This is a genomic window from Streptococcus oralis subsp. oralis (assembly GCF_002096435.1).
GTDB lineage: Bacteria > Bacillota > Bacilli > Lactobacillales > Streptococcaceae > Streptococcus > Streptococcus oralis_AA.
On the sequence record NZ_NCUI01000021.1, the window covers coordinates 74890 to 99828 of the forward strand.

The window sequence follows — 24939 nt, forward strand, 5'->3', positions numbered from 1 at the left end:
TTCAGTATAAGGCGTAATGTTCTTTTATTTTTTACTTCTTTTTTTACTTCAATAGACTAATTTGTAAAACGAGGCGCAAAAAAAGACTAGGCGATTCACCTAGTCTTTAAAGAGCAAATTTTCGTATCTCCTCTTCACTTAATAATTTAATAAAGGCCTGTTGTACGTTATCTAAAGCGTGAGCCATTGACAGCAACTCCTTATTTAATTGTTCTTGGAAATAGTATGTTACTTGGGTGTTATTAGTCAATAACCCCACAATATGGCGATTGACGCTTGTATTGTCTAAATTAATATCATATAGGTCAACTAAATCAATAAGGTCGATTTCGCTTAGTCCTTGAGCTGCAGCTTCTTCAATTCTTTTCTTATCCTCTAGTGAAAATCTTGTTGGCTCTAATTGAATAGTGTGCCTTTCTTGAATTGGTCTTGTTGCATAAGGGTTGGAAACCCAACTGATAATTTCATCAAAAGTTCTTTCTTCAGTCCTTTCTATATCATTGGATTGATAAATATTAATGCCTAGATTTGCCAACTCTTCTTTAGAATATTTTTGATATAACTCTGTGATATCCTTACCTTGACTGAGTAATTTCATATAGTCCTCATATATCTGTTTGAATTTCACTCCATCTATTTGTTGACCACCAGTCATACTAAACGAATAGGTTGTTCTTCCTTTTTGAGAAATAACTAATGGGACGGATGTAAGGTAAGATTTTGGAATATTCTCTTTATACATTCTTTCTAATATATCATTTACCATAAATCCGATATTAAACAAGGGATTTTCTTTGAGTTTTTTTATTAGATTAGGGATAATTTCTGTCGAAACATTATCATACCACCATTTATTGATGAGAGGATCAATGTTTTCTTGCCTAAATGTTGAGGGTATGTCATTTCCGCCTAATTCAAATAGGATACCACAGACATTAACTTCAAATGATTTAATTAAATTATCCCCTAACATCAACCAAAGAATATCAAACATTTCTTCAAAATCAATGACAGTCAATTCATTGATGGTACGGGTTCTAAAACTTCTAGCGGGGTTATAACTTTTTCCACCAACCCATACGTCAATGTCATCTTTCTTGTGAAAAGTATCCATTTCAGTTTCAGTAGAAATCATAAATCTTTTTCTTTGAATATTGAAATTTGCAAATGTCTTGGCAATACTTAGACAACTTGATTGGATTGAAATTAAATCATCACTCATGAAAGAATATAGTTTTTCATCTACAGCCTCTAAATCTCTATATAAAATAGAACTGAAAAAATAATGAAACAGATTCTCAATAAACTCATCTAACTCTCCAAAAACGATATACGTATAGCTCGAAGCGGTTAGAGCATTTAAATAAACTAACATCGAACTCGTAATTGGTCGCTTACCACTTTCAACTTGACTAACTTGACCTGCATTGCCTAGTTCGCTTTGTGTAATATTGTATTTTTTTCTTAAATTTTTGATACGAGTAGGTATTTCTTGTGAATAATTTTCTTCAAAAAATTTCATATATAATCCCCCTATAATCATGGAAAAGTAGAAAGTAGTAGAAATAGTTGTTATCCTAGTTGATTAAAAAAATCTCTGATTTCCTCATCTTTTATAAAATAATATATAATTTTCCCCTCTCTTCTAGTGTCCAAGATGTTTTGATTGGCTAGTTTACGAAGATGGTGGGAGGCAGATGCCATACTGAGATTTAATAAACAGGCTATATCGCAGACACAGAGTTCTTCGACGGCAAGGAGATAAAAGATGATATTTATCTGTTTATTATCGGTAAATTTTGATAAAATGCGAAGTGATTTTTGGACTTTTTCCTTTTCAAGGTAGTTCGTTGCGGTTGTAACATTTTGTTGATTTATAACATCCACTTGACAGATACTATCTTTTTTCATAATTTTTTCTCCTAGCCTAACACAGCCCATAGCATGTCAAAGCTGTTGTTTTCAATCAGGATATACATCCCCAATCCTAAATAGACAACGGCAATAAACCATCTGCTATATTTTTCCAAAGTTTCTCCAACAGAAGGGACTTGTGCTAATTTTTGTGCAGAAAAAACCAAGAGATAAATCATGACTAGAAAAGTAAGTAAAGTCACTATCAAATTCGCTAAATTTAAGGTGGTAAAATATGGGACAAAGACACCAATATTGTCAGCGCCACAACTTGCAAAAGTAATCATAGCGACTAGAAAAATCAGGTTTTTATTGTCTTTTCGCAAACCATCTTTTGCAATAGCTTCTCCATCAGAATCTCCTAAAAGCAAAACTTTGAGGCCTAGGAAAATTGGAATCAAACCGAGTAAACCTAAAATCTCTTTACTAGGAATATAATTTAAGACAAATGCAAAAAGCAAACTTAGGAATATTAGACTAACAGAGCCTAGAAATTGTCCTAAATAGATGTTAATGATGTCTTTTCTGCTTTTTCTTTTGGCAAAAAATAACATTAGGATAATAAGTAAGTCTACGGCTGTCCCAGAATACAGGATTATTGAAGTAACAACATTTTGAATCATAAAATACCTCATTCAAATATATTTTTGAATGTATTCTAACATTAAACTTTGTAGATGTCAACTTGAAATCCACCAAAATATAGATAAGAAGTTAGTGTACCAAATATTAAAAAGCCCTGCCATCGAAATGATAGCAGGGCTTAACTTCAATATCCAGATGATATATTTATCTAAAAAAGGTAGAGTAAAAGGTAGAGTTTTTATTGATTTGTAGTGCGATATAATGAGTTTCAAAAAATCAAAAATCGCTTAAAATCAATATTTTGACGTCTATTGACGTGTACTGAAACCCTTACTTAACCTCTGTAAACACAACGTGCTTGCGAAGTTTTGGTGAGTATTTCTTCAATTGAAGACGGTCTGGAGTGTTACGTTTGTTTTTAGAAGTAAGGTACAAGCGTTCACCAGATTCTTTGTGTTCAAGTGTAATATTTACGCGCATGGTATCTCCCTTCTATTATTCCGCTGATGCAGCTTTAGCGATCTTACGTCCTTTGTAGTATCCTTTAAGTGATACACGGTGAGAACGTGAGTAATCTCCAGTAGTTTCGTCAAAGTTTACAGATGGAGCTGTTACTTTGTAGTGTGTACGACGTTTGTTTTTCTTCGCTTTTGAAGTGCGACGTGCAGGTACTGCCATTTTCTTTTCTCCTTTAGGTATTTAAATTCGATTCAATCTAGTGATTTTCATCAACCATACTAGGATAACACATTTTTTTTGTAAAGTAAAGTTACTTGACAAAAAAAGATGAAAAAATTAGAAGTCATTCAATCAAATTAATCGAAATTTTCTGAAAATTCAAGAATTTTCTTCTGTTCATTGCCTTTAAAATGTGCTATAATAGTAGAAACTGAAACGGGAGGGATAAGATGACTGAATTAGATAAACGTCACCGCAGTAGCATTTATGACAGCATGGTTAAATCACCAAACCGTGCTATGCTTCGTGCCACTGGTATGACAGATAAGGACTTTGAAACACCGATTGTGGGAGTGATTTCGACTTGGGCGGAAAATACACCATGTAACATTCACTTGCATGATTTTGGGAAATTGGCGAAAGAAGGTGTCAAATCTGCAGGGGCTTGGCCTGTTCAGTTTGGAACCATTACCGTAGCGGACGGGATTGCCATGGGAACGCCTGGTATGCGTTTCTCTTTGACATCTCGTGACATCATCGCAGACTCAATCGAAGCGGCTATGGGTGGTCACAACGTCGATGCTTTCGTTGCTATCGGTGGCTGTGACAAGAACATGCCTGGTTCTATGATTGCCATTGCTAATATGGATATCCCAGCCATTTTCGCCTATGGTGGTACCATTGCACCGGGAAATCTTGATGGCAAAGACATTGACTTGGTTTCTGTCTTTGAGGGAATCGGGAAATGGAACCACGGTGACATGACAGCTGAGGACGTGAAACGTCTTGAATGTAATGCCTGCCCGGGCCCTGGTGGCTGTGGTGGTATGTATACAGCTAATACCATGGCGACTGCTATCGAAGTTCTTGGTATGAGTTTGCCAGGATCTTCATCTCACCCAGCTGAATCAGCCGACAAGAAAGAAGATATCGAAGCAGCAGGACGTGCTGTTGTTAAGATGCTGGAGCTTGGTCTCAAACCATCTGATATCTTGACTCGTGAAGCCTTTGAAGATGCCATCACTGTAACCATGGCTCTCGGTGGTTCTACAAATGCCACTCTTCACTTGCTTGCTATTGCCCATGCGGCTAATGTTGATTTGTCCCTTGAGGACTTCAATACGATCCAAGAACGTGTGCCTCACTTGGCCGACTTGAAACCATCTGGTCAGTATGTCTTCCAAGACCTCTATGAAGTCGGTGGTGTGCCTGCGGTTATGAAATATCTCTTGGCAAATGGTTTCCTTCATGGAGACCGCATCACATGTACTGGTAAGACTGTTGCTGAGAACTTAGCTGACTTTGCAGACCTTACCCCAGGTCAAAAAGTCATCATGCCACTTGAAAATCCAAAACGTGCAGACGGTCCGCTTATCATCTTGAACGGGAACCTTGCCCCTGACGGTGCGGTTGCTAAAGTATCAGGTGTGAAAGTGCGTCGTCACGTTGGACCTGCTAAGGTCTTTGACTCAGAAGAAGATGCTATCCAGGCTGTCTTGACAGACGAAATCGTTGATGGTGATGTAGTTGTTGTTCGTTTCGTTGGACCTAAGGGTGGTCCTGGTATGCCTGAGATGCTGTCCCTTTCATCCATGATCGTTGGTAAAGGTCAAGGAGACAAGGTTGCCCTCTTGACGGATGGTCGTTTCTCTGGTGGTACATATGGTCTGGTTGTCGGACATATCGCTCCTGAAGCTCAGGATGGTGGACCGATTGCTTACCTTCGTACAGGGGATATCGTTACAGTTGACCAAGATACCAAAGAAATTTCCATGGCCGTATCTGAAGAAGAACTTGAAAAACGCAAGGCAGAAACAACCTTGCCACCACTTTACAGCCGTGGTGTCCTCGGTAAATACGCCCATATCGTATCATCCGCTTCTCGCGGAGCCGTGACAGACTTCTGGAATATGGACAAGTCAGGTAAAAAATAAACTCATACTCTTCGAAAATCAAATTCAAACCACGTCAACGTCGCCTTGCCGTACTCAAGTACAGCCTGCGGCTAGTTTCCTAGTTTGCTCTTTGATTTTCATTGAGTATCAAAAAGCAAGCCATCTTCGGCTTGCTTCTTTTCATCTTCAAAAGTAATTTACCTGCTTAACGAGGTGGCAGTCCGAGGGCAATGCGTCCGTAGCGACTGATTCGTGTGATCTTCCAGGCAGGCGACCAGGTAACTTCAACCTTGACGTCCTCGATACCTTCGATTTGTTTTAGACCTGCGACGATTTCGATAGGCAAGCTTTCGGCACAATCGCAGGCAGTATCAGTGAAAGTCATGACAATCTTACAGAGACCCGTTTCATCTAGATTAATTTCATAAATCAAGCCCAGATTGTACACATCCAATTCCACATCTGTATCAAAAACCTTCTCTAGTTTTTCGATAATTTGGTCTTGTAAGGCCAAAGCGCGGTCATTGATTTTGATATCGTCTCTCATAACAGTCCCTCCACGTGATAAATATCCTCTATTTTCTCATAATTCTGACAATTTGGCAAGTTTTTGATGAATTTTCTGAAAAATATGATAGAATGAAGAAAATATGGAATCAAGGGGAAGTCTATGGAGCAGATTGGAAAAGTCTTTAGACAATTACGAGAGTCAAGAAATATCTCGCTGAGACAAGCAACTGGGGGACAATTTTCGCCGTCCATGTTGTCCCGATTTGAAACAGGTCAGAGTGAACTTTCGGTGGGAAAGTTTCTGTTTGCCCTAGAAAATATATCTGCTAGTGTAGAGGAAATCCTCTTTCTGGCGAGAGGTTTTCAGTATGATACAGATTCGGAGTTGAGAAAAGAAATCACAGATGTTTTGGATTTAAAGAATATAGCACCTCTTGAGGACTTATATCGCAAGGAGTATCAAAAGCATGCCCATTCTCAAAACAAACAGAAACATATTCTAAATGCCATCATTATCAAGTCTTATATGAAGAGTATGGATGAAACGGTTGAGTTAACGGCAGAGGAAGGGAAAGTCCTTCATGACTACTTGTTTTCTACTGAGCTTTGGGGAATCTATGAACTCAATTTGTTCTCAGTCAGTTCTCCGTTCTTGTCTGTTTCTCTTTTTACTAGATATGTACGAGAAATGGTCCGCAAATCCGATTTTCTAATGGAAATGTCTAGTAATCGAAACCTTTTTCATACTATGCTATTGAATGGTTTTTTAGCCAGCATTGAGTGTGAAGAATTTACCAATGCCTCTTATTTTAAACGTGTCATCAAAGAGCATTTCTACAAGGAAAATGAGACCTATTTCCGAATTGTCTATTTGTGGGCTGAAGGTCTTCTTGATAGCAAGCAGGGTAGAGTCAAGGAAGGTCAGAAAAAGATGGAAGATGCTGTTCATATTTTTGAGATGCTTGGTTGTAACAAATCTGCTGAATACTACAGAAATACAACCGATTGTTGAATATCTGCAAACTAAGAAAATAATTTGAAAATTTAAGCGATAGAACTTTTGACTACTCTCAGGTCGTTACAAAAGTTCTATCGTTTCTTTGCTCATTTTGTGTGTTGCATATATTCAAAAGTTTTCCCTTTCAATTTCTAAGTGCTATACTATAGTCATACTTCATATAGGGATTATAACAAGAAGGGAGATTACCTATGAAACTATTGTTTAGAAATCAGGCTTATCGACTCTTGACTTTGTCGCGCTTCTTCAATGCCTTTGGTGCTTCGATTTTTAACCTAGTATTTGTCGTTTATGCATCGACCTTGCCACAAGCCTCTTTTGCTGTTGCTACGGCGAATATTGTCATGATTCTTCCGACTCTCTTTACAGTTTTTGTAGGGATTCGGGCAGATTACACAAGGGACAAGGTCAAATGGATGGTCTATAGCGGTTTGTTTCAGGCGGTTTTATTTTTTCTGGCAGCCCTAGTTGTTCAGCAAGCTAGTCTCTTTGCCTTTTCTAGCCTGTGTTTGATCAATGTCATCAGTGATGTGATCAGTGATTTTGCTGGTGGTTTGCGAATGCCTCTCGTTAAGGAAAAAGTAGCTGAAAAGGATCTGATGGAAGCTTATTCTTTTTCCCAGTTTATCACATATATTTCAGCTATTGGTGGTCAAGCTTTTGGAGTTTGGCTCTTAGGTCTATCTGTCAACAATTTTTCCCTTGTTGCGGGAATCAATGCCTGCTTTTTCCTAGTATCAGCCTTTATTCTCTTTTTAGGAAAAAGCAAATTGAGTCTGTCAATGTCATCTGCTGATGGTGAAAACCTAAAAAATGAGAAGCTTTCTATCAAAGACCAGTTCCTAACAATTTACCGAAATTTACGTCTCGTTTTTCTTAAAGGTGGACAGAAAAACTTTGGTTTCATGATCTTTGCTGTCTTGCTTATTAATGCCTTGGGTGGGGCTTTAGGAAGCATCTATAACATCTTCTTTTTGAGCCATTCTCTCTTGAATTTTTCTTACACAGAGGCACTATTTATCAATCAATTCTGTGTTTTAGTAGCAATCATCATCAGTAGCCTTACGGGCAATGATTATTTTGGGAAGCAGTCCCTGCCTAGATTGATGATGTGGGCGACCGTAGGACTCAGTCTAATTGGTCTAGCTAATGTATTCAATCAAGTCGTGCTTGGTTTGCTATTTCTATTTTTAACTCTCTATGTGTCTGGTAAAGTTCAACCAAAGATTAGTGCCATGCTCATGAAAAATCTAGCCCCAGATGTTCTAGCTCGTACCAGTAATTTTTTAGGTTTATTGTTTACCTTATCCATACCTGTGGGAACAGCTTGTTTTTCACTTCTAGCTGTATGGAATATACAGTTGACTTGGATGTTATTTGTTGGTCTTTCCTTGCTAGCTATTCTTTTGACAATTATTAATCTCAAAAATGATTTCTAAATCCTAATTTTATTCATACTGTTTTAATCCCTCTATTTATGGTAAAATAAGACTATTAAGTTTAAAGAGGATTCCCAATGAAATTACAAAAACCAAAAGGAACGCAGGATATTTTACCTGCTGAGTCTGCTAAGTGGCAGTACGTTGAGGGCTTTGCCCGTGAAATTTTCAAGCGCTATAACTATGCAGAAGTGCGCACGCCTATTTTTGAGCATTACGAGGTCATCAGCCGTTCTGTCGGGGACACAACAGATATCGTAACCAAGGAAATGTATGATTTCTATGACAAGGGTGATCGTCATATCACCCTTCGTCCAGAAGGAACTGCGCCCGTTGTCCGTTCCTATGTGGAAAATAAACTCTTCGCCCCAGAAGTGCAAAAGCCAAGCAAGTTCTACTATATGGGCCCTATGTTCCGTTATGAGCGTCCACAAGCAGGTCGTTTACGCCAGTTCCACCAGATTGGTGTCGAGTGTTTTGGCTCTAGCAATCCAGCTACCGATGTGGAAACTATCGCGATGGCAGCTCATTTCTTGAAAGAAATCGGCATCCAAGGTGTGAAATTGCACCTTAACACTCTGGGAAATCCTGAGAGCCGTGCGGCTTATCGTCAAGCCTTGATCGACTACTTAACACCGCTCAAGGAGACCTTGTCGAAGGATAGCCAACGTCGTTTGGAGGAAAATCCTCTCCGTGTCTTGGACTCTAAGGAAAAAGAAGACAAGGTAGCAGTAGAGAATGCGCCGTCTATCTTGGATTTCCTTGATGAGGAAAGCCAAGCTCATTTTGATGCCGTCCGTCAGATGTTGGAAAATCTGGGTGTAGACTATATCATCGATACCAATATGGTGCGCGGTCTGGACTATTACAACCACACGATTTTCGAGTTCATTACTGAGATTGAGGGCAATGACTTGACGGTCTGTGCGGGTGGTCGCTACGATGGTTTGGTTGCTTACTTTGGTGGTCCTGAAACTGCTGGATTTGGATTTGGCCTTGGTGTAGAGCGCCTGCTTCTCATTCTTGAAAAGCAAGGTGTGGCCCTCCCTATCGAAAACGCTCTAGATGTTTATATCGCAGTCTTGGGTGAAGGAGCAAATGTTAAGGCCTTGGAATTGGTACAAGCCCTTCGCCAACAAGGATTCAAAGCAGAGCGTGATTACCTTAACCGTAAACTCAAAGCTCAGTTCAAGTCCGCCGATGTCTTTGCGGCTAAGACCCTCATCACCCTAGGAGAGAGTGAAGTCGAAAGCGGACAAGTGACAGTCAAGAACAACCAAACACGAGAAGAAGTTCAAGTATCCCTTGAGACCATCAGCCAAAACTTCTCAGACATCTTTGAAAAATTAGGCTTTTAATAGTAGAAAAACTGGTCAGGACCTTACTCCTGACCCTCTTTTTCCTAGGATCAACATTGCTCTTGCTTGCTCCAAAATATCTTTATAAAATCATTACTACCGTTTCTATTTTTGCAAGAGGAATTCGCTTATTATCCCTTTTAGTTGCGACTGTATTCCACATTTTTATCAAAATGATGCGAATAACAATGCTAAGTCTTCATTTCAAATAGGAGTCTTTTATGAACTTACTTAAAAATCTTGGCTGGTTTCTTCTAGCTGTTCTATCCTTTTTCTTTGGTTATGGTCTGGTTCAGAGTATGGCTCTGTCAGCGCTTGACCTAGGGGCTTCAATCTTTGGAGTCTTGCCACTTTATGTTGCCCTGTCAGGGGCCTATGTTTATGGAGTTTACAGATGGTATCAGACAGAAAAGGTTAGCATCCAGACAACAGCTTTTAATCGTTATATCTGGTTGCCTACTCTGGTTTTGCTAGTGGCGATTACAGCCCAGTTCTTTTTGCCGGATGATCCGTCAGTCAATCAACAAATCGTATCTCAACTGACAGTTGCTCAGCCTGTCTTTGGTTTCTTTATGGTGGTAGTCTTTGCTCCTCTGACGGAAGAACTCATCTTTAGAGGGATGCTGGCGCGTTATCTCTTTCCTAAGCAGAACAACAGCAAACAGACAGCTCTGTTTCTCCTCGTATCGAGTGTGCTTTTTGCCTTGATTCATTTTCCAGGGACTTTGCAACAGTTTTTAGTTTATGCCAGTCTGGGATTGAGTTTGGGACTGGCTTATGTGAGCCGAAAAGGTCTTCTTTACAGCATTTCTCTCCACGCTTTGAATAATTTAATCGGCTTTTTGATGATACTCATGCTATAATAGAGTCAGGAGGTCACATGAAACGAGTAATTTTATTAGCAGTGATACAGGCGGTCGTTCTCTTCTTTATCATCGGGGCACTTGCCTATGCCTTTAAAGGCGACTTCTTTTACAACTATCTAGCGGTTGTCTTTGCGCCTATTGCAGGTGTCTTGCGTTTTGCTTCGGCTTATGCGACGGAGATTGTTCTACCTAAAAAGGCAGCTGAGATTGCTGAAAAGCGTAAAAAAGGTTAAGAATTATAATCAGAGAATCCGATGACGTTTTCATCGGATTTTTTGTCTGTTCGTTTTGATTCTAAAGACAATCAAACTTTTCTGCTGATTTTCATGAAGAGCCTGCGCTTTTATGGTAAAATAGTAACAGAATAAAAGAGGAGAGAAAACATGAAACGTAGTATTTATGCTGGTCGTGTTCGTGAGGAACACATCGGACAAGAAATGACCTTGAAAGGATGGGTTGGCCGTCGTCGTGACTTGGGTGGTTTGATCTTTATCGACCTTCGTGACCGTGAAGGGATCATGCAGTTGGTTATCAACCCTGAAAAAGTATCTGTAGAGGTCATGGCAACGGCTGAAAGTCTTCGTAGCGAATTTGTCATTGAGGTGACTGGTCAAGTCGCTGCGCGTGAGCAAGTCAATGATAAATTGCCGACTGGTGCGGTTGAGTTGAACGTGACAGCTCTGGCAGTGCTGAATACAGCTAAAACAACACCTTTTGAGATTAAGGATGGGATTGAGGCCAATGACGATACACGTTTGCGTTACCGTTACCTTGACCTTCGTCGTCCAGAAATGCTAGAAAACCTTAAGCTTCGTGCTAAGGTGACCCACTCAATCCGTAACTACTTGGATGAGTTGGAGTTTATCGATGTGGAGACACCATTCCTTTCTAAGTCAACGCCAGAAGGGGCGCGTGACTATTTGGTGCCATCTCGTGTCAATAAAGGGCATTTCTACGCTCTTCCTCAAAGTCCACAAATCACTAAGCAACTCTTGATGAATGCTGGTTTTGACCGTTACTACCAAATAGTTAAATGTTTCCGTGACGAGGACTTGCGTGGTGACCGCCAGCCTGAGTTTACTCAGGTCGACTTAGAAACGTCTTTCCTTAGTGAGCAAGAAATCCAAGATATTACAGAAGGTTTGATTGCGCGTGTGATGAAGGAAACAAAAGGCATCGAAGTAACGCTTCCATTTCCTCGTATGAAATATAACGATGCGATGGCACTTTATGGTTCTGATAAACCTGATACTCGTTTTGACATGTTGCTTCAGGATTTGACAGAAGTTGTCAAGGGTGTTGATTTTAAAGTCTTCTCAGAAGCACCTGCTGTGAAAGCCATTGTGGTCAAAGGAGCTGCAGACAACTACTCACGTAAAGACATTGACAAGATGACCGAAGTAGCTAAACAGTACGGTGCTAAAGGTCTTGCTTGGGTCAAGGTTGTGGATGGAGAATTAAACGGACCAGTTGCCAAGTTCTTGACTGGGATCCAAGCAGATTTGACTGCAGCACTTGGTCTTGAAGATAAGGATTTGGTTCTCTTTGTGGCGGATACGCTTGAAGTGGCCAATGCAACACTAGGCGCTCTTCGTGGCCGTATCGCCAAAGAGCTGGGCTTGATTGATAACGATAAATTCAATTTCCTTTGGGTAGTTGACTGGCCAATGTTTGAATGGTCTGAAGAAGAAGGTCGCTACATGAGCGCCCACCATCCATTTACCCTTCCACAGGAAGAAACAGCTCACGAATTAGAAGGTGATTTGGCTAAGGTTCGTGCCATTGCTTACGATATCGTCTTGAATGGTTATGAGCTTGGTGGTGGTAGTCTTCGTATCAACCAAAAAGACCTTCAAGAACGCATGTTCAAGGCTCTTGGTTTCTCAGCTGAAGAAGCCAATGACCAGTTTGGCTTCCTTCTTGAAGCCATGGACTATGGTTTCCCACCCCACGGTGGCTTGGCTATCGGTCTTGACCGTTTTGTCATGCTCTTAGCAGGAGAAGAAAATATTCGTGAAGTCATTGCCTTTCCTAAGAACAACAAGGCGACAGATCCAATGACACAAGCTCCATCAACAGTCGCTCTCAAACAACTAGAGGAACTCAGCTTACAAGTAGAAGAAGATGAAACAAGCAAAACGAATTAAGCGGTGGCGCTATTATTTGCGCCGCTTTGCTTATCAGATAAAAATCTTACGAGTTTTACAAAGTATCTCTCGGGAAAAATATGATGAGAAAGTATCGGCTTCTCTGGTTTATGGCTTTCTGTCAGCAGTAGCAGTCAATTTCTTTTTTCAACCAGGGCACGTTTACTCCAGTGGTGCGACAGGTCTGGCACAGATTATCTCTGCCTTGAGTAATCACTGGTTTGGTTTTTACATTCCGATATCGATAACCTTTTATGCTATCAATTTTCCGTTGATGATTTTGGCTTGGTATCAGATTGGGCATAAGTTTACAATCTTTACCTTTATCACAGTATCCATGAGTTCCCTCTTTATCCAGCTTGTGCCAGTTGTGACCTTGACAGAGGATCCCATCATCAATGCCCTTTTTGGGGGTGTTGTCATGGGCTTGGGGATTGGTTTTGCGCTCCGTAACAATATTTCTAGCGGAGGTACAGATATCGTCAGTCTGACCATTCGAAAGAAAACGGGTAAGAATGTCGGTAGTATTTCTTTCCTGGTAAATGGGACTATTATGCTGATAGCAGGATTGACCTTTGGTTGGAAATACGCCCTCTACTCCATGATTACCATCTTTGTCTCTAGTCGTGTGACAGACGCGGTCTTTACCAAGCAAAAACGAATGCAGGCCATGATTGTGACCAATAATCCTGATAAAGTAATCGCAAAAATCCATAAAAAATTGCACCGCGGAGCAACCATGATCCACGATGCAGAAGGAACCTATAATCATGAGAGAAAAGCAGTCTTGATTACGGTTATCACGCGAGCAGAGTTTAATGATTTTAAACACATCATGAAACAGGTCGATCCGACAGCCTTTGTCTCTGTATCCGAAAATGTCCACATCCTAGGACGATTCGTAGAAACAGACAATTAATAATACTCAAAAGACCAGCCTTGAGGCTGGTCTTTATTTTTCAATAATTTTGTGTCCAATCAACTGGCGGTAACAAATCTGTTTATTGTTTTTGGCATCGTTAATAATCTGGAGAATGGTTTCAAAGGAAACGCGCCCGAGTTCCAGGCTATTGATATCGACATAGGCTGCCAAGTTCAGTTTAGGGTTGACCGAGTCAAAGCTGAGGACAGGGACATCCAGTTGGTGTTTTGCGATGTAATCACAGACCCCTGCAGCAAGAAGGCTATCAATAGTAATAATAGCATCAATATTTGGATCATGTTCGAAGAGAAGTTTACTAAAGCGATAACCATTATCTTCAAGAAATTCGGTCGCAAAGTAGGTCAGATTTGGATCAATAGGAAGTTGGTATTGTTTAAGAGCTAACTCATAACCCATTAGACGATCTTGTGTTACGAAAAGTTTTTTGGTTCCTCCGATAAAAGCAATTCGCTTGCATCCTTTTTTGATGAAATATTCTGTCGCATCAAAACCAGCCTGGACATTGTCATTATCAACAAGCGGAATGAAGGGAGATAGAGATTTACCTAAGATAAGGAAAGGAAATTGCTCATCTGCTACTAGCTTAACCAAAGGATCCTCTTCTTGGGCATAGAGGAAAATCAAACCATCTACACGCTTACCATAGACCATCTGGGAAATAGCTTTGAGCCGCTCTTTTGCATCTTTCCCCGTTGCAATCTGGATAGCATAGTGGTTCTCAGATGCCACTTGGGCGATCCCTCGTAGAACAGATGGGAAGAAAGGATTTTGGTAAAAGGCATCCGAGTCGTCAGGGAGCACTAGGCCGATAACTTGAGTATAGCTACTTACCAAGCTACGAGCATTGAGATTGGGATGGTAGTTGAGCTCCTTCATCGCCTTGCGAACTCGTTTTTTGGTTTCATCACTAATCGTTGATTTGTTTTGAATAACGCGGGTAACAGTTGAAGGTGAGACACCTGCTGCTTTGGCCACGTCTTTAATCGTAACGGGCATAAAAATCTCCTATTTATGATAATCTGGATCACGGAAGTGTGTCTTGTAAAAAATGGTGACCAGATAAAGAACAAAAAGAATGTTTTGTACAGTGATAAGGGTTGCCATATTTTGGCCAAAAAGTCCCAAAATAAGCGTAATCAGAGTGGGTAATCCTAAACAGTTCAAGATAAAATGGTAGCACTCTTTAAAGGTCCTAAATGAAAAGAGGCGTGATCTTTTGGTGATATAAAGGAGAAAGCTAGCTCCAAGAGAGACAATGAAGAAATTCAATCCAAAGAGAAAGCTTGCACCAAGAACGAGAAAGAGACTGATATAGACCCGGTTTTGTTGATACCAGTCTTTAGAAATGGCCTGGGTAAGATCTTCCTTACTCTGGAAACTCTCCGTTTGAATCGCGTGGTAGCGAATGCGAATCAGTTCCTTACTTTCCTTGCTGATGACGAGTTCTTCCGTATCAAAATGAAGTTGCAAGTCCTTTGGAAATTCCTTGCTTTGGCTTGGACCAATTAAAAGAGAAGGCTGATGATTCTTCGTACCTGAGTAGTTCAGCTTTCCATCAACGATTTGTGTATTCTCTGACAAGTCCATGATGGCTTCATCTGTCAGCGGTGTGTAGACATTATCGATAAAGGTATCCAGTGGATACGTTTCCTGTGAGCTGTTTTGAATGGCAATCGGAACCATAGACAAGCTGATGAGGAAAATGCTCGTAAAGAGAAGCTGAAACCAGTTGAGGCCGAAACGTTTTGATAGGGGCTTACGAAATCCCCAGATACTAGAGAAATACGAGAATGGATATGGAAGCATAGGCATCTTTCTAAAAGTGTTTTCTATATGAGTATTATTATATAGAGAAATGTGCTTTATTTCAAGTCTAGGAGATAAATTGCTTGTTGCAAGAATATTATTTACAGTAACAATCGCTAATACTCAATGAAAATCAAAGAGCAAACTAGGAAGCTAGTCGCAGGTTGCTCAAAGCACAGCTTTGAGGTTGGAGATAAAGCTGACGTGGTTTGAAGAGATTTTCGAAGAGTATAAAATGAAAAAGGGTGGCGGGGATAAATTATCCCTTGTCGCCACCACTTGTAAGTCCTGAAACAAAGTTCTTTTGTAGGAAGAAGAAGAGAATACAGATTGGAAGGGCGATGAGGATAGCACCTGCTGAGAAGTAGGCGATCTTCATGTTTTTCACATTGCTAACGAAGGTCTGGAGACCAACGGCAACAGTAAAGTATTCTTTCTCACGAAGCAAGAAACTAGAGAGGATGTAATCCCCGAAAGGTCCCATGAAGGCCCAGAGGGCTTGTACAGCCACCATTGGGCGAACGAGCGGAAGGACAATTTGCCAGAAGCGACGGAAGTGTCCTGCACCATCTAGTTTTGCAGATTCGTCAAGAGACATTGGTACGGTATCGAAGTAACCTTTCATGAGCCAAGCATTCATCGGAATACCTCCACCGACGTAGAGGAAGATGAGGAACCAGCTATGGTTAAGGGCGTTCAACATAAGCGCCATAACGAAGAAGGCGGTCAATGCGGCCATGGTTGGCACCATTTGGATAATCAAGAAGAAGACCAAACTTTGTTTACGAGCCAAGAAGTTGTAACGGCTGTAGGCATAACCAGCAAGTACGATGATACTTGTTTGAACAGCCATTGTGATAAAGGCAATAATCAAAGTATTAAGGTACCAAGTGCCATACAAGGTTTCAGTAAAGAGCCCTTTAAAGTTATCAAAATTGAAGTCGATGTTAGTATCTAGTTTAAAGGCTGCGACGTTACCTGCTTTGAAGGCGGACATGATGGTGATCAAAAGTGGGTAGATGATCACGATTGATAGGCCAATCAAGTAGAGGTAAGTGAGGGTTTGAGTCAGTCTACGTTTGAGTTTGATTGAGTTATTCATCTTAGACGTCCTCCATATCAAATGCGTGTAGTTTCTTGAATGCGATCATAGAGATAGAGATGACAATGATAGAGATGATCAAGGTAACAGCTGCCGCCATAGAGTATTGAGGAGATGTACCTGTTGTCAAACGATAAATCCATGAGATCAAGATATCAGTTGAACCGGCTCCACCACCAACGCTACCAGGACCTCCGCCGTTGAAGAGGTATATGATAGAGAAGTTGTTAAAGTTGAAGGTGTATTGGCTGATCAATGTTGGTGCTGCAACAGCCAAAATCATAGGGAAAGTGATGTTGCGGAATTTTTGCCAAGCATTGGCACCATCGATGTAAGCCGCTTCGTAGAGGTCGTTAGGAATCGACTGCAAGATACCCAAAGTCAAAACGTAGATGTATGGGAATCCTAGCCAACCTTGCATCATAATCAAGGCAATCTTCGTCCAAGTTGGGTCTGTTTTCCAAGGGATAAGAGCACCGTCAAGGAAAGGAAGAACCTTAGCCAAGATAGGCAATACTTGAGTGTTGATCGCTCCGACACTATCGTTAAACATGTTTGAGAATGTCAAGATAGTGATGAAGGCTGGAACAGCCCAAGGAAGAAGGAAAATAACACCAAAGATACGTTTTCCTTTGATAAATGGTTGGTTGGCAACGATTGCTGTAAATATACCAATGACAATCTGCAAAGTAGAAGCAGCCAAGGCCCAGATGATGGTCCAAGAAAGAACCGCACCGAAGGCTGAACGGAAGGTACTTAAGCTCCAGATGTTTGTAAAGTTAGTCAAACCAACCCAGTCCAACAATTTGTTTGGTGGCAAGTGTTGGAAGTCATAGTTGGTAAAGGCAATCATCAAGGTTACGATAACTGGGAAGATAATCGCAAATGTCATAGCGACGTAAGATGGGATGATCAAGAGGTAAGGGAAACCATTCTCATAAATACCTTTGATCATATCTTTAAAAGTACGTGGGACAGGAATTCCATTGTTAATACGTTTTGCGATTGTATGTGCATCTTTAATATTTGAGAAATAAAAGAGCACATAAACGACTACAAAGATTAAATGGAATGCACCACGAATCAGCATAAAGAGGGAATTATCACGACCTGGCTTGTCACCAAGAGTGATCAAATTGTGCAATTCAGGGGCTGCAAGTGCTAGGAAATAAAGAACAAACACGATAGTGACACCAAGGAAGATAAAACCTTTGGCCTTTTGTTTATTGTAAATCTGTCCTAACCCAGGAATCACTGAAAGCAAGGCTGCTTTGCTAGGTTGTTGGTTTTCCATGAATACTCCTTTCATAGGATACGAGATTGAAGTTTGTCTCCAATCACTAGATAGGCAACTGCAATCATTCGTAAATTTATAAAATCAAAGGGGGATTTGTATTCTCCCCCCTTGTAACGAATTCAATTATTCACCAAATTTTTGTTTGATTGTTTCTTTGATCAATGTAACAGCATCGTTAGCAGCTGTCTTAGCATCTTTTTTACCACTTACAGCGTCAAAGAGCATTGTTTTAGCTGGATCCCAAACAGCTGACATTTGAGAAATGTTTGGCATTGGTTGAGCGTTCTTGAACTGTTTGATAACAGCTGTTGTCAACTCATCGTTTTTACCTTCAGCGTATGAACGAGCTTCAGTGTTAGCTGGGATTTCGTTAGTTGCATCGTAGAAGGCTTTTTGTTGTTCAGTTGAAACAAGGAAGTCTACAAATTTTTGTGCAGCTTCAAGGTTCTTAGTGCTTGATGGGATGATCCAAGCTTTACCACCACCGAATGGTGTGTAGTCTTTACCATTTGGAAGAGTTGGAATAGTAGCAACACCGTAGTTTACTTTAGCATCTTTGAATGCTTGAGCTTTCCAAGGTCCATCGATGATAGCAGCTGTTTTACCTTCTTGGAATTGAGTTTGGATCAAGTTTGCAGCACCTTCAGTATCTTGCATCCCTTTAGGCCATTTTTCATACCAAGATTTAGCGTAGTTGACACCAGTGATAGAACCGTCGTTTGCAAGACCGATGTCTTTAGCGTCTTTACCGTTTTGTCCGAATACGTAACCACCGTTACCAGCAAGAAGTCCGTATGCGTAGTAGAAGTTTGTCCAGTCAGCTAGGAATGCAGTAGTTTTGCCATCTTCACCAGCGAAAGCGTATTTGCTGTCTTTAGCAAGTTCTTCTAATTCAGCAAAAGTTTTTGGAGCTTCTTTGATCAAGTCTTTGTTGTAGTACATAACAAGTGACTCAATAACGGCAGGAGCACCGTAAACTTTACCGTCAGCAGCTGTTACAAGAGATTTAGTCTTATCATCTGTTTTAGCGCCGTCGCTCAAAGTAACTTCTGAAAGTTGTCCGTCAGTACCAAGGCTACCTACGCGGTCGTATGGTGCCATCATAACGTCAGCAGCTTGACCTGATTGGTTGTCAAGAGAAAGTTTGTCAAGTCCACCAAGTTGGTCACCTGATTTGATGTTAACTTTTGTACCTGATTCTTTTTCATAAGCTGCAGCAACTTTTTCAGCGTAGGCTTTGTATTGGTCTTCAACGTAGAAAGTGATTTCTTTTGCTTCAGATGAGCTAGTATCAGCTACTTTATCAGCAGTTTTGCTTCCGCAAGCTACCAAAAGTAAGCTAGCAAGAGTAGCAGTTCCGAGCACAGCAGCGCTCTTCATGAATTTAGATGACATAGTGTATTCCTCCTAAAGAATAACAAAAATAATTTAATGAGAAAACGCAAACGTTTTCTTTTACGAACTTAGTATAGCACGAATAGAAAACGGTTGCAAGCGTTTTTAGGAAATTTTTTAAAAAAATTTTAAGGTTTCAAACATTTGTTAAAGCCCATATATAGGAAAGAACTTAAAATGTTTGTTTTTTTTGAATTGAAAATATATTAGGAAAACGATTGCGTAAATTCGGCTCGGTTTTTCAGAAAATAGAGCAGATATTGGGAATGAATTATCTTAAATCAGAAAATCTTTAAAATTTTTTCGCTTATTTCATAAAATATCAGTGGCAACAAGTTTTGTTTGATTAAAATAATTCAAAAAAATTTTTTAAAAACGCTTGCATTTGTTTTTGAAATGCGTTATACTTAAATTAACGCAAACGTTTGCGCCTTAATTGCGCAACGTTTTATAACAAACACATGAGGTGCTATTATGAAAAAACGTCAAAGTGGTGTGTTGATGCACATCTCTTCTCTGCCAGGAGCATACGGGATTGGATCATTTGGGCAGACTGCCTATGATTTCGTTGATTTCTTGGTTCGTACCAAGCAACGTTACTGGCAAATTCTCCCTCTTGGGACAACAAGTTATGGAGATTCTCCATACCAATCATTCTCAGCCTTTGCTGGGAATACGCATTTTATCGACCTTGATATCTTGGTAGAGCAAGGCTTGTTGGAAGCTAGCGATCTCGAAGGTGTTGACTTTGGTAGCGATGCATCTGAAGTTGATTATGCGAAGATTTATTATGCACGTCGTCCACTTTTAGAAAAAGCAGTGAAACGCTTCTTGGAAGTGGGTGATGTCAAAGATTTTGAGAAGTTTGCTCAAGACAACCAATCATGGCTCGAACTCTTCGCAGAATATATGGCTATCAAAGAGCATTTTGACAATCTTGCTTGGACAGAATGGCCAGATGCAGATGCTCGTGCTCGTAAAGCTTCAGCACTTGAAAGCTACCGTGAGAAATTGGCAGACAAGTTGGTCTACCATCGTGTAACTCAATACTTCTTCTTCCAACAATGGTTGAAATTGAAAGCATACGCTAACGACAACCACATTGAAATTGTTGGGGACATGCCTATCTACGTTGCGGAAGATTCAAGCGACATGTGGGCAAATCCACATCTCTTTAAGACAGATGCCAATAGTAAAGCAACTTGTATCGCAGGATGCCCACCAGATGAGTTTTCTGCCACTGGTCAGCTTTGGGGCAACCCAATCTATGACTGGGAAGCAATGGACAAAGACGGTTACAAATGGTGGGTTGAACGCTTGCGTGAAAGCTTCAAAATCTACGACATTGTTCGTATCGACCACTTCCGTGGCTTTGAATCTTACTGGGAAATCCCTGCTGGTTCCGATACAGCAGCACCTGGTAAATGGGTGAAAGGTCCAGGGTACAAACTCTTCGCAGCCGTTAAGGAAGAGCTTGGTGAGCTAAACATCATCGCAGAAGACCTTGGTTTCATGACAGATGAAGTCATCGAGTTGCGTGAACGCACTGGCTTCCCAGGAATGAAGATTCTTCAATTCGCCTTCAATCCAGAAGACGAAAGTATCGATAGCCCACACTTGGCACCTGCCAACTCTGTTATGTATACAGGAACACACGACAACAATACGGTCCTTGGTTGGTACCGTAATGAAATCGATGATCCAACTCGTGAATACATGGCTCGTTACACGAACCGTAAAGAGTATGAAACAGTGCCACACGCAATGCTTCGCACAGTCTTTTCATCCGTTAGCTTCATGGCTATTGCAACCATGCAAGACTTGCTAGAACTAGATGAGTCAGCTCGTATGAACTTCCCGTCTACTCTTGGTGGAAACTGGTCATGGCGTATGACAGCAGACCAACTCACACCAGCGGTTGAAGAAACTTTGCTTGACTTGACTACAATTTATCGCCGAATCAATGAAAATTTGGTAGAATTAAAGAAATAAGACAATATCAGGAGACACATAAACATGTTACCATTAAACGAATTTGTACAAAAGCGTTACAATAAAACCATTGCAGAATGTAGCAATGAAGAGCTTTACCTTGCTCTTCTTAACTACAGCAAGCTTGCTAGCAGCCAAAAACCAGTCAACACTGGTAAGAAAAAAGTTTACTACATCTCAGCTGAGTTCTTGATCGGTAAACTCTTGTCAAACAACTTGATTAACCTTGGTCTTTACGACGATGTGAAAAAAGAACTTGCTGCTGCAGGTAAAGAGTTGATCGAAATCGAAGAAGTAGAATTGGAACCATCACTTGGTAACGGTGGTTTGGGACGTTTGGCAGCCTGCTTTATCGACTCAATCGCTACACTTGGTTTGAATGGTGACGGTGTTGGTTTGAACTACCACTTTGGTCTTTTCCAACAAGTTCTTAAAAACAACCAACAAGAAACGATTCCTAACGCTTGGTTGACAGAGCAAAACTGGTTGGTTCGCTCAAGCCGTAGCTACCAAGTGCCATTTGCACACTTCACCTTGACATCTACTCTTTACGATATCGATGTACCTGGTTACAAGACAGCTACTAAAAACCGCTTGCGTTTGTTTGACTTGGATTCAGTTGATTCTTCTATCATCGAAGATGGTATCAGCTTTGACAAGACAGACATCGCTCGCAACTTGACTCTCTTCCTTTATCCAGATGATAGTGACCGCCAAGGTGAATTGCTTCGTATCTTCCAACAATACTTCATGGTTTCAAACGGTGCGCAATTGATCATCGATGAAGCAATCGAAAAAGGAAGCAACTTGCATGACCTTGCGGACTACGCAGTTGTACAAATCAACGACACTCACCCATCAATGGTGATTCCTGAATTGATCCGCCTCTTGACTGCGCGTGGTATCGAGCTTGATGAAGCAATCTCAATCGTACGTAGCATGACTGCCTACACTAACCACACAATCCTTGCTGAAGCCCTTGAAAAATGGCCTCTTGAATTCTTGGAAGAAGTGGTTCCACACTTGGTACCAATCATTGAAGAATTGGACCGTCGTGTGAAGGCAGAATACAAAGATCCAGCTGTCCAAATCATCGACGAGAGCGGACGTGTTCACATGGCTCACATGGATATCCACTATGGATACAGTGTTAACGGGGTTGCAGCTCTTCACACTGAAATCTTGAAGAACTCAGAGTTGAAAGCTTTCTACGACATCTACCCAGAAAAATTCAATAACAAAACAAACGGTATCACATTCCGTCGTTGGCTCATGCATGCCAACCCAAGACTGTCTCACTACTTGGATGAGATTCTTGGACATGGTTGGCACCATGAAGCAGATGAACTTGAAAAACTCTTGTCTTATGAAGACAAAGCAGCTGTCAAAGAAAAATTGGAAAGCATCAAGGCTCACAACAAACGTAAATTGGCTCGTCACTTGAAAGAACACCAAGGTGTGGAAATCAATACAAACTCTATCTTTGATATCCAAATCAAACGTCTTCACGAGTACAAACGCCAACAAATGAACGCTTTGTATGTGATCCACAAATACCTTGATATCAAGGCTGGTAACATCCCTGCTCGTCCAATCACAGTCTTCTTTGGTGGTAAAGCAGCTCCAGCCTACACAATCGCTCAAGACATTATCCACTTGATCCTTTGCTTGTCAGAAGTGATTGCAAACGATCCAGCAGTAGCTCCACACTTGCAAGTCGTAATGGTTGAAAACTACAACGTTACTGCAGCAAGCTTCCTTATCCCAGCATGTGACATCTCAGAACAAATCTCACTTGCTTCTAAAGAAGCTTCAGGTACTGGTAACATGAAATTCATGTTGAACGGAGCTTTGACTCTTGGTACTATGGACGGAGCTAACGTGGAAATCGCTGAGTTGGTTGGCGACGACAACATCTACATCTTCGGTGAAGATTCTGAAACTGTTATTGACCTTTACGCAAAAGCAGCTTACAAATCAAGCGAATTCTATGCTCGTGAAGCCATCAAACCATTGGTTGACTTCATCGTCAGCGACGCTGTTCTTGCAGTAGGTAAGAAAGAACGCTTGGAACGTCTTTACAACGAATTGATCAACAAAGACTGGTTCATGACTCTCCTTGACTTGGAAGACTACATCAAGGTGAAAGAGCAAATGCTTGCTGACTACGAAAACCGTGACGCATGGTTGGATAAAGTCATCGTCAACATTGCCAAAGCAGGATTCTTCTCATCTGACCGTACAATTGCTCAGTACAACGAAGATATCTGGCACTTGAACTAAGATTCATTACATCAAATTGTAAAACAAAACGCATCTTAAATAGATGCGTTTTTTCATATTTAAACTAATTTACAGTACTTTCCCAAGCAGAATCTCTGCTTCGATGGTAATCTCTGTCAGTTGGCTCCAGTCAATCATGGTATGGTCAACGTGAAAGAGTAAGGGTGTCATGGCAAGCAGAGCTTGGCGTTGCTCCGCTGTGATAGGTTTTGTTAAGGAAGCAATCTGGCGAGATTGGATGCTGAAATGTCCCTGGAAATGTTCTTTGATATCTTGGTTGGAATAATCCTTCTTTGTCAGCTGGTCCTGCACCATTTGACGGATTTCTTTGAGGTGATTTTCAGTCGGGATGACCTTGATCAAGATCCCGTCTTTGGATAAAACGCGGCGAAATTCTCCATAGTTGGCAGGTGAAAAGATATCAAGCAGAATATCCATGCTGGAGTCTTTTATAGGGAGGCGAGCCAGGTCACCAACAAACCAGTTGACCGCCCAGTTAGGTTCACTCTTAGCAGCGATTTGAACCGAGTCTTTTGAAATGTCAAAGGCATAGAAGGTCTTGTCAGGGTGACTTTCTTGGAGTTTGCGAGAGTAGAAGCCTTCGCCACAACCGATATCCAAGATAGTTTTTGCGGATGGTTTAGTGGCTAGTAAGTTGGAGACACCTTCTAAAATAGCCTGATAAAAACCAGCTTCAAGGATTTGTTGGCGTTTTTGGAAGTTTTCCTTGTCGTAGTTGGCAGATTGCTTGATTTGAGGTGCTAGATTGACATAGCCAAATTTTGCTAAGTCAAAAGAATGGCGATTGCTACACTTGAGACTAGACTCTACCAAGGTGAGGTTTTCTTGACAGATAGGGCAGGCAAAGGCAGTTGCGGTAGCAAAGCGCTGGAGTTTTGGTTTGAGGTTTGTATTCATACTAGTAGTGTAACAAAAGAGCATCTATATAGCAAACAATCTGACGATATTGGATTTCTTTGATCGCGCTAGTTTATCAAATTTATTTATTTCCATCGACTTGATTGGTTAGTAAAGTTTTCAATTCAGGACAATATTTACTTGCCTCAAATTCAATGATATCATATTGGGCAATCTTATTTTTGTAGAATGGGTCTTGCCTAATGATTTCTTGAACAACTTCTTTATTCATACCTTGCATAAGGATAATTCCTCCAGTTCTTGGATTTTTTCTACCAGATGCAATAAACAAGCCTTCTGCATAATAATGGTTCAGAAAATTTATGTGTTCTTGTAAATGTTTTTCAACTACCTCAAGTGGCTCAATATAGGTAAGATTTATAATAAACATAAATAACTCCTTTAAAATAAATGATAAAAAGATTATAATACTTTATAAATAAGTTGTATAGTAGGCACATTTTTGTAAGGAGAAAAAATGTTAACAAATAAAAATTGGAACTGTAGTATGTCTCGGGTTTTAGATGTTGTTGGTGGAAAATGGAGGATGAATATATTATGGGTTATAAACAAGAATAAGAAAGTCCGCTTCAATCAATTGAGAAGAGAAGTTGAAGGGATTACAACTATCAGTCTAACACGTGGACTAGATGTTTTAATAGAGAACCAATTGGTTGAGAAATTTGATTTTGAGACTATGCCACTCCATACAGAATATCAGCTAACAGAAAAAGGTAAATCACTGATGCCGATTTTAAAGGACTTAAATCAATGGGGAAAAGAATGGCTGTAA

At 40.5% G+C, this 24939-nt stretch carries 25 protein-coding genes; 12 read left to right on the forward strand and 13 right to left on the reverse strand.

The annotated features are described in order from the left end of the window. Positions 1-106 precede the first annotated feature (106 nt). Genes B7723_RS01080 through B7723_RS01090 form a run of 3 tightly spaced genes read right to left on the reverse strand, consistent with a single transcriptional unit; the run spans position 107 to position 2537 of the window. On the reverse strand, positions 107-1522 hold the full coding sequence (locus tag B7723_RS01080) for a helix-turn-helix domain-containing protein (RefSeq protein ID WP_000667638.1): 1416 nt from the start codon (positions 1520-1522) through the stop codon (positions 107-109). Between the two features lie 50 nt (positions 1523-1572). Continuing rightward, positions 1573-1911, reverse strand: coding sequence for a Cd(II)/Zn(II)-sensing metalloregulatory transcriptional regulator CadX (cadX, locus tag B7723_RS01085; protein ID WP_000711078.1), 339 nt, complete (start codon positions 1909-1911; stop codon positions 1573-1575). A gap of 11 nt (positions 1912-1922) precedes the next feature. Next, the gene (locus B7723_RS01090; RefSeq protein ID WP_000615736.1) at positions 1923-2537 is read right to left on the reverse strand and encodes a CadD family cadmium resistance transporter; all 615 of its coding nucleotides are present in this window, start codon (positions 2535-2537) and stop codon (positions 1923-1925) included. A 28-nt stretch (positions 2538-2565) separates the two neighbouring features. On the opposite strand from B7723_RS01090, the gene B7723_RS10590 reads away from it, so the two are divergent. After that, the gene (locus B7723_RS10590) at positions 2566-2751 is read left to right on the forward strand and encodes a FanG protein (RefSeq protein WP_084849092.1); all 186 of its coding nucleotides are present in this window, start codon (positions 2566-2568) and stop codon (positions 2749-2751) included. A gap of 78 nt (positions 2752-2829) precedes the next feature. On the opposite strand, the gene rpmG is transcribed toward B7723_RS10590, so the two are convergent. Further along, positions 2830-2979 (reverse strand): 50S ribosomal protein L33, encoded by a 150-nt coding sequence (gene rpmG / locus B7723_RS01100; protein ID WP_001265622.1) that lies wholly within the window; start codon positions 2977-2979, stop codon positions 2830-2832. 15 nt (positions 2980-2994) lie between these two features. Then, entirely contained in the window at positions 2995-3177 is a 183-nt protein-coding gene (gene rpmF, locus B7723_RS01105) for a 50S ribosomal protein L32 (RefSeq protein ID WP_000290417.1), read from the reverse strand. Positions 3178-3407: 230 nt separating this feature from the next. Here rpmF and ilvD point away from each other — a divergent pair, with 230 nt between their 5' ends. Then, positions 3408-5111: a dihydroxy-acid dehydratase gene (gene ilvD / locus B7723_RS01110; RefSeq protein WP_000137343.1), complete on the forward strand. Its 1704-nt coding sequence runs from the start codon at positions 3408-3410 to the stop codon at positions 5109-5111. 166 nt (positions 5112-5277) lie between these two features. Here the strand turns inward: ilvD and B7723_RS01120 are convergent, their stop codons facing one another. Further along, positions 5278-5619: a metal-sulfur cluster assembly factor gene (locus B7723_RS01120; RefSeq protein ID WP_001204052.1), complete on the reverse strand. Its 342-nt coding sequence runs from the start codon at positions 5617-5619 to the stop codon at positions 5278-5280. Between the two features lie 123 nt (positions 5620-5742). Here B7723_RS01120 and B7723_RS01130 point away from each other — a divergent pair, with 123 nt between their 5' ends. From B7723_RS01130 to B7723_RS01165, 7 genes are all read left to right on the forward strand, one after another. After that, on the forward strand, positions 5743-6594 hold the full coding sequence (locus B7723_RS01130) for a helix-turn-helix domain-containing protein (protein ID WP_084849093.1): 852 nt from the start codon (positions 5743-5745) through the stop codon (positions 6592-6594). A 197-nt stretch (positions 6595-6791) separates the two neighbouring features. After that, on the forward strand, positions 6792-8039 hold the full coding sequence (locus B7723_RS01135) for an MFS transporter (protein ID WP_084849094.1): 1248 nt from the start codon (positions 6792-6794) through the stop codon (positions 8037-8039). Between the two features lie 77 nt (positions 8040-8116). Further along, positions 8117-9397: a histidine--tRNA ligase gene (gene hisS, locus B7723_RS01140; protein WP_084849095.1), complete on the forward strand. Its 1281-nt coding sequence runs from the start codon at positions 8117-8119 to the stop codon at positions 9395-9397. A gap of 221 nt (positions 9398-9618) precedes the next feature. Beyond that, positions 9619-10260: a CPBP family intramembrane glutamic endopeptidase gene (locus B7723_RS01150; RefSeq protein WP_084849096.1), complete on the forward strand. Its 642-nt coding sequence runs from the start codon at positions 9619-9621 to the stop codon at positions 10258-10260. Between the two features lie 17 nt (positions 10261-10277). Continuing rightward, on the forward strand, positions 10278-10496 hold the full coding sequence (locus B7723_RS01155; protein WP_000832176.1) for a hypothetical protein: 219 nt from the start codon (positions 10278-10280) through the stop codon (positions 10494-10496). Between the two features lie 150 nt (positions 10497-10646). After that, complete coding sequence (gene aspS, locus B7723_RS01160) at positions 10647-12410, forward strand: aspartate--tRNA ligase (RefSeq protein ID WP_084849097.1); 1764 nt, start codon at positions 10647-10649, stop codon at positions 12408-12410. Beyond that, positions 12388-13329, forward strand: a complete 942-nt coding sequence (locus B7723_RS01165) for a YitT family protein (protein WP_084849098.1) — start codon at positions 12388-12390, stop codon at positions 13327-13329. Before aspS ends, B7723_RS01165 begins: the two co-directional genes overlap by 23 nt. 33 nt (positions 13330-13362) lie before the next feature. Here B7723_RS01165 and B7723_RS01170 read toward each other — a convergent pair whose 3' ends face one another. The 5 genes from B7723_RS01170 to B7723_RS01190 all read right to left on the reverse strand — a co-directional run bounded on the left by B7723_RS01170 (position 13363) and on the right by B7723_RS01190 (position 18953). Next, on the reverse strand, positions 13363-14349 hold the full coding sequence (locus B7723_RS01170; RefSeq protein WP_001145418.1) for a LacI family DNA-binding transcriptional regulator: 987 nt from the start codon (positions 14347-14349) through the stop codon (positions 13363-13365). Positions 14350-14358: 9 nt separating this feature from the next. Continuing rightward, the gene (locus B7723_RS01175) at positions 14359-15159 is read right to left on the reverse strand and encodes a DUF1189 domain-containing protein (RefSeq protein WP_084849099.1); all 801 of its coding nucleotides are present in this window, start codon (positions 15157-15159) and stop codon (positions 14359-14361) included. Between the two features lie 259 nt (positions 15160-15418). Beyond that, entirely contained in the window at positions 15419-16261 is an 843-nt protein-coding gene (locus B7723_RS01180; protein ID WP_001065640.1) for a sugar ABC transporter permease, read from the reverse strand. Position 16262: 1 nt separating this feature from the next. After that, entirely contained in the window at positions 16263-17555 is a 1293-nt protein-coding gene (locus B7723_RS01185) for a carbohydrate ABC transporter permease (protein WP_162279193.1), read from the reverse strand. Between the two features lie 126 nt (positions 17556-17681). Beyond that, positions 17682-18953: an extracellular solute-binding protein gene (locus tag B7723_RS01190; protein ID WP_084849101.1), complete on the reverse strand. Its 1272-nt coding sequence runs from the start codon at positions 18951-18953 to the stop codon at positions 17682-17684. Between the two features lie 474 nt (positions 18954-19427). Here B7723_RS01190 and malQ point away from each other — a divergent pair, with 474 nt between their 5' ends. Both malQ and glgP read left to right on the forward strand, forming a co-directional pair. Continuing rightward, complete coding sequence (gene malQ / locus B7723_RS01195; protein ID WP_084849102.1) at positions 19428-20945, forward strand: 4-alpha-glucanotransferase; 1518 nt, start codon at positions 19428-19430, stop codon at positions 20943-20945. A 24-nt stretch (positions 20946-20969) separates the two neighbouring features. After that, positions 20970-23228, forward strand: a complete 2259-nt coding sequence (glgP, locus tag B7723_RS01200; protein WP_084849103.1) for a glycogen/starch/alpha-glucan family phosphorylase — start codon at positions 20970-20972, stop codon at positions 23226-23228. 69 nt (positions 23229-23297) lie between these two features. Here the strand turns inward: glgP and B7723_RS01205 are convergent, their stop codons facing one another. Both B7723_RS01205 and B7723_RS01210 read right to left on the reverse strand, forming a co-directional pair. Next, positions 23298-24146 (reverse strand): putative RNA methyltransferase, encoded by an 849-nt coding sequence (locus B7723_RS01205; protein ID WP_084849118.1) that lies wholly within the window; start codon positions 24144-24146, stop codon positions 23298-23300. A gap of 82 nt (positions 24147-24228) precedes the next feature. Continuing rightward, on the reverse strand, positions 24229-24537 hold the full coding sequence (locus tag B7723_RS01210; RefSeq protein WP_000469964.1) for a YciI family protein: 309 nt from the start codon (positions 24535-24537) through the stop codon (positions 24229-24231). Positions 24538-24624: 87 nt separating this feature from the next. Between B7723_RS01210 and B7723_RS01215 the strand changes: the two genes are divergently transcribed. After that, on the forward strand, positions 24625-24939 hold the full coding sequence (locus B7723_RS01215; protein WP_000957135.1) for a winged helix-turn-helix transcriptional regulator: 315 nt from the start codon (positions 24625-24627) through the stop codon (positions 24937-24939).

What these genes read in the sequence shown, in the direction of transcription:
- B7723_RS01080 (WP_000667638.1), bottom strand. Translation starts at nt 1,522, where the DNA reads ATGAAATTTTTTGAAGAAAATTATTCACAAGAAATACCTACTCGTATC.
- cadX (WP_000711078.1), bottom strand. Translation starts at nt 1,911, where the DNA reads ATGAAAAAAGATAGTATCTGTCAAGTGGATGTTATAAATCAACAAAAT.
- B7723_RS01090 (WP_000615736.1), bottom strand. Translation starts at nt 2,537, where the DNA reads ATGATTCAAAATGTTGTTACTTCAATAATCCTGTATTCTGGGACAGCC.
- B7723_RS10590 (WP_084849092.1), top strand. Translation starts at nt 2,566, where the DNA reads ATGTATTCTAACATTAAACTTTGTAGATGTCAACTTGAAATCCACCAA.
- rpmG (WP_001265622.1), bottom strand. Translation starts at nt 2,979, where the DNA reads ATGCGCGTAAATATTACACTTGAACACAAAGAATCTGGTGAACGCTTG.
- rpmF (WP_000290417.1), bottom strand. Translation starts at nt 3,177, where the DNA reads ATGGCAGTACCTGCACGTCGCACTTCAAAAGCGAAGAAAAACAAACGT.
- ilvD (WP_000137343.1), top strand. Translation starts at nt 3,408, where the DNA reads ATGACTGAATTAGATAAACGTCACCGCAGTAGCATTTATGACAGCATG.
- B7723_RS01120 (WP_001204052.1), bottom strand. Translation starts at nt 5,619, where the DNA reads ATGAGAGACGATATCAAAATCAATGACCGCGCTTTGGCCTTACAAGAC.
- B7723_RS01130 (WP_084849093.1), top strand. Translation starts at nt 5,743, where the DNA reads ATGGAGCAGATTGGAAAAGTCTTTAGACAATTACGAGAGTCAAGAAAT.
- B7723_RS01135 (WP_084849094.1), top strand. Translation starts at nt 6,792, where the DNA reads ATGAAACTATTGTTTAGAAATCAGGCTTATCGACTCTTGACTTTGTCG.
- hisS (WP_084849095.1), top strand. Translation starts at nt 8,117, where the DNA reads ATGAAATTACAAAAACCAAAAGGAACGCAGGATATTTTACCTGCTGAG.
- B7723_RS01150 (WP_084849096.1), top strand. Translation starts at nt 9,619, where the DNA reads ATGAACTTACTTAAAAATCTTGGCTGGTTTCTTCTAGCTGTTCTATCC.
- B7723_RS01155 (WP_000832176.1), top strand. Translation starts at nt 10,278, where the DNA reads ATGAAACGAGTAATTTTATTAGCAGTGATACAGGCGGTCGTTCTCTTC.
- aspS (WP_084849097.1), top strand. Translation starts at nt 10,647, where the DNA reads ATGAAACGTAGTATTTATGCTGGTCGTGTTCGTGAGGAACACATCGGA.
- B7723_RS01165 (WP_084849098.1), top strand. Translation starts at nt 12,388, where the DNA reads ATGAAACAAGCAAAACGAATTAAGCGGTGGCGCTATTATTTGCGCCGC.
- B7723_RS01170 (WP_001145418.1), bottom strand. Translation starts at nt 14,349, where the DNA reads ATGCCCGTTACGATTAAAGACGTGGCCAAAGCAGCAGGTGTCTCACCT.
- B7723_RS01175 (WP_084849099.1), bottom strand. Translation starts at nt 15,159, where the DNA reads ATGCTTCCATATCCATTCTCGTATTTCTCTAGTATCTGGGGATTTCGT.
- B7723_RS01180 (WP_001065640.1), bottom strand. Translation starts at nt 16,261, where the DNA reads ATGAATAACTCAATCAAACTCAAACGTAGACTGACTCAAACCCTCACT.
- B7723_RS01185 (WP_162279193.1), bottom strand. Translation starts at nt 17,555, where the DNA reads ATGGAAAACCAACAACCTAGCAAAGCAGCCTTGCTTTCAGTGATTCCT.
- B7723_RS01190 (WP_084849101.1), bottom strand. Translation starts at nt 18,953, where the DNA reads ATGTCATCTAAATTCATGAAGAGCGCTGCTGTGCTCGGAACTGCTACT.
- malQ (WP_084849102.1), top strand. Translation starts at nt 19,428, where the DNA reads ATGAAAAAACGTCAAAGTGGTGTGTTGATGCACATCTCTTCTCTGCCA.
- glgP (WP_084849103.1), top strand. Translation starts at nt 20,970, where the DNA reads ATGTTACCATTAAACGAATTTGTACAAAAGCGTTACAATAAAACCATT.
- B7723_RS01205 (WP_084849118.1), bottom strand. Translation starts at nt 24,146, where the DNA reads ATGAATACAAACCTCAAACCAAAACTCCAGCGCTTTGCTACCGCAACT.
- B7723_RS01210 (WP_000469964.1), bottom strand. Translation starts at nt 24,537, where the DNA reads ATGTTTATTATAAATCTTACCTATATTGAGCCACTTGAGGTAGTTGAA.
- B7723_RS01215 (WP_000957135.1), top strand. Translation starts at nt 24,625, where the DNA reads ATGTTAACAAATAAAAATTGGAACTGTAGTATGTCTCGGGTTTTAGAT.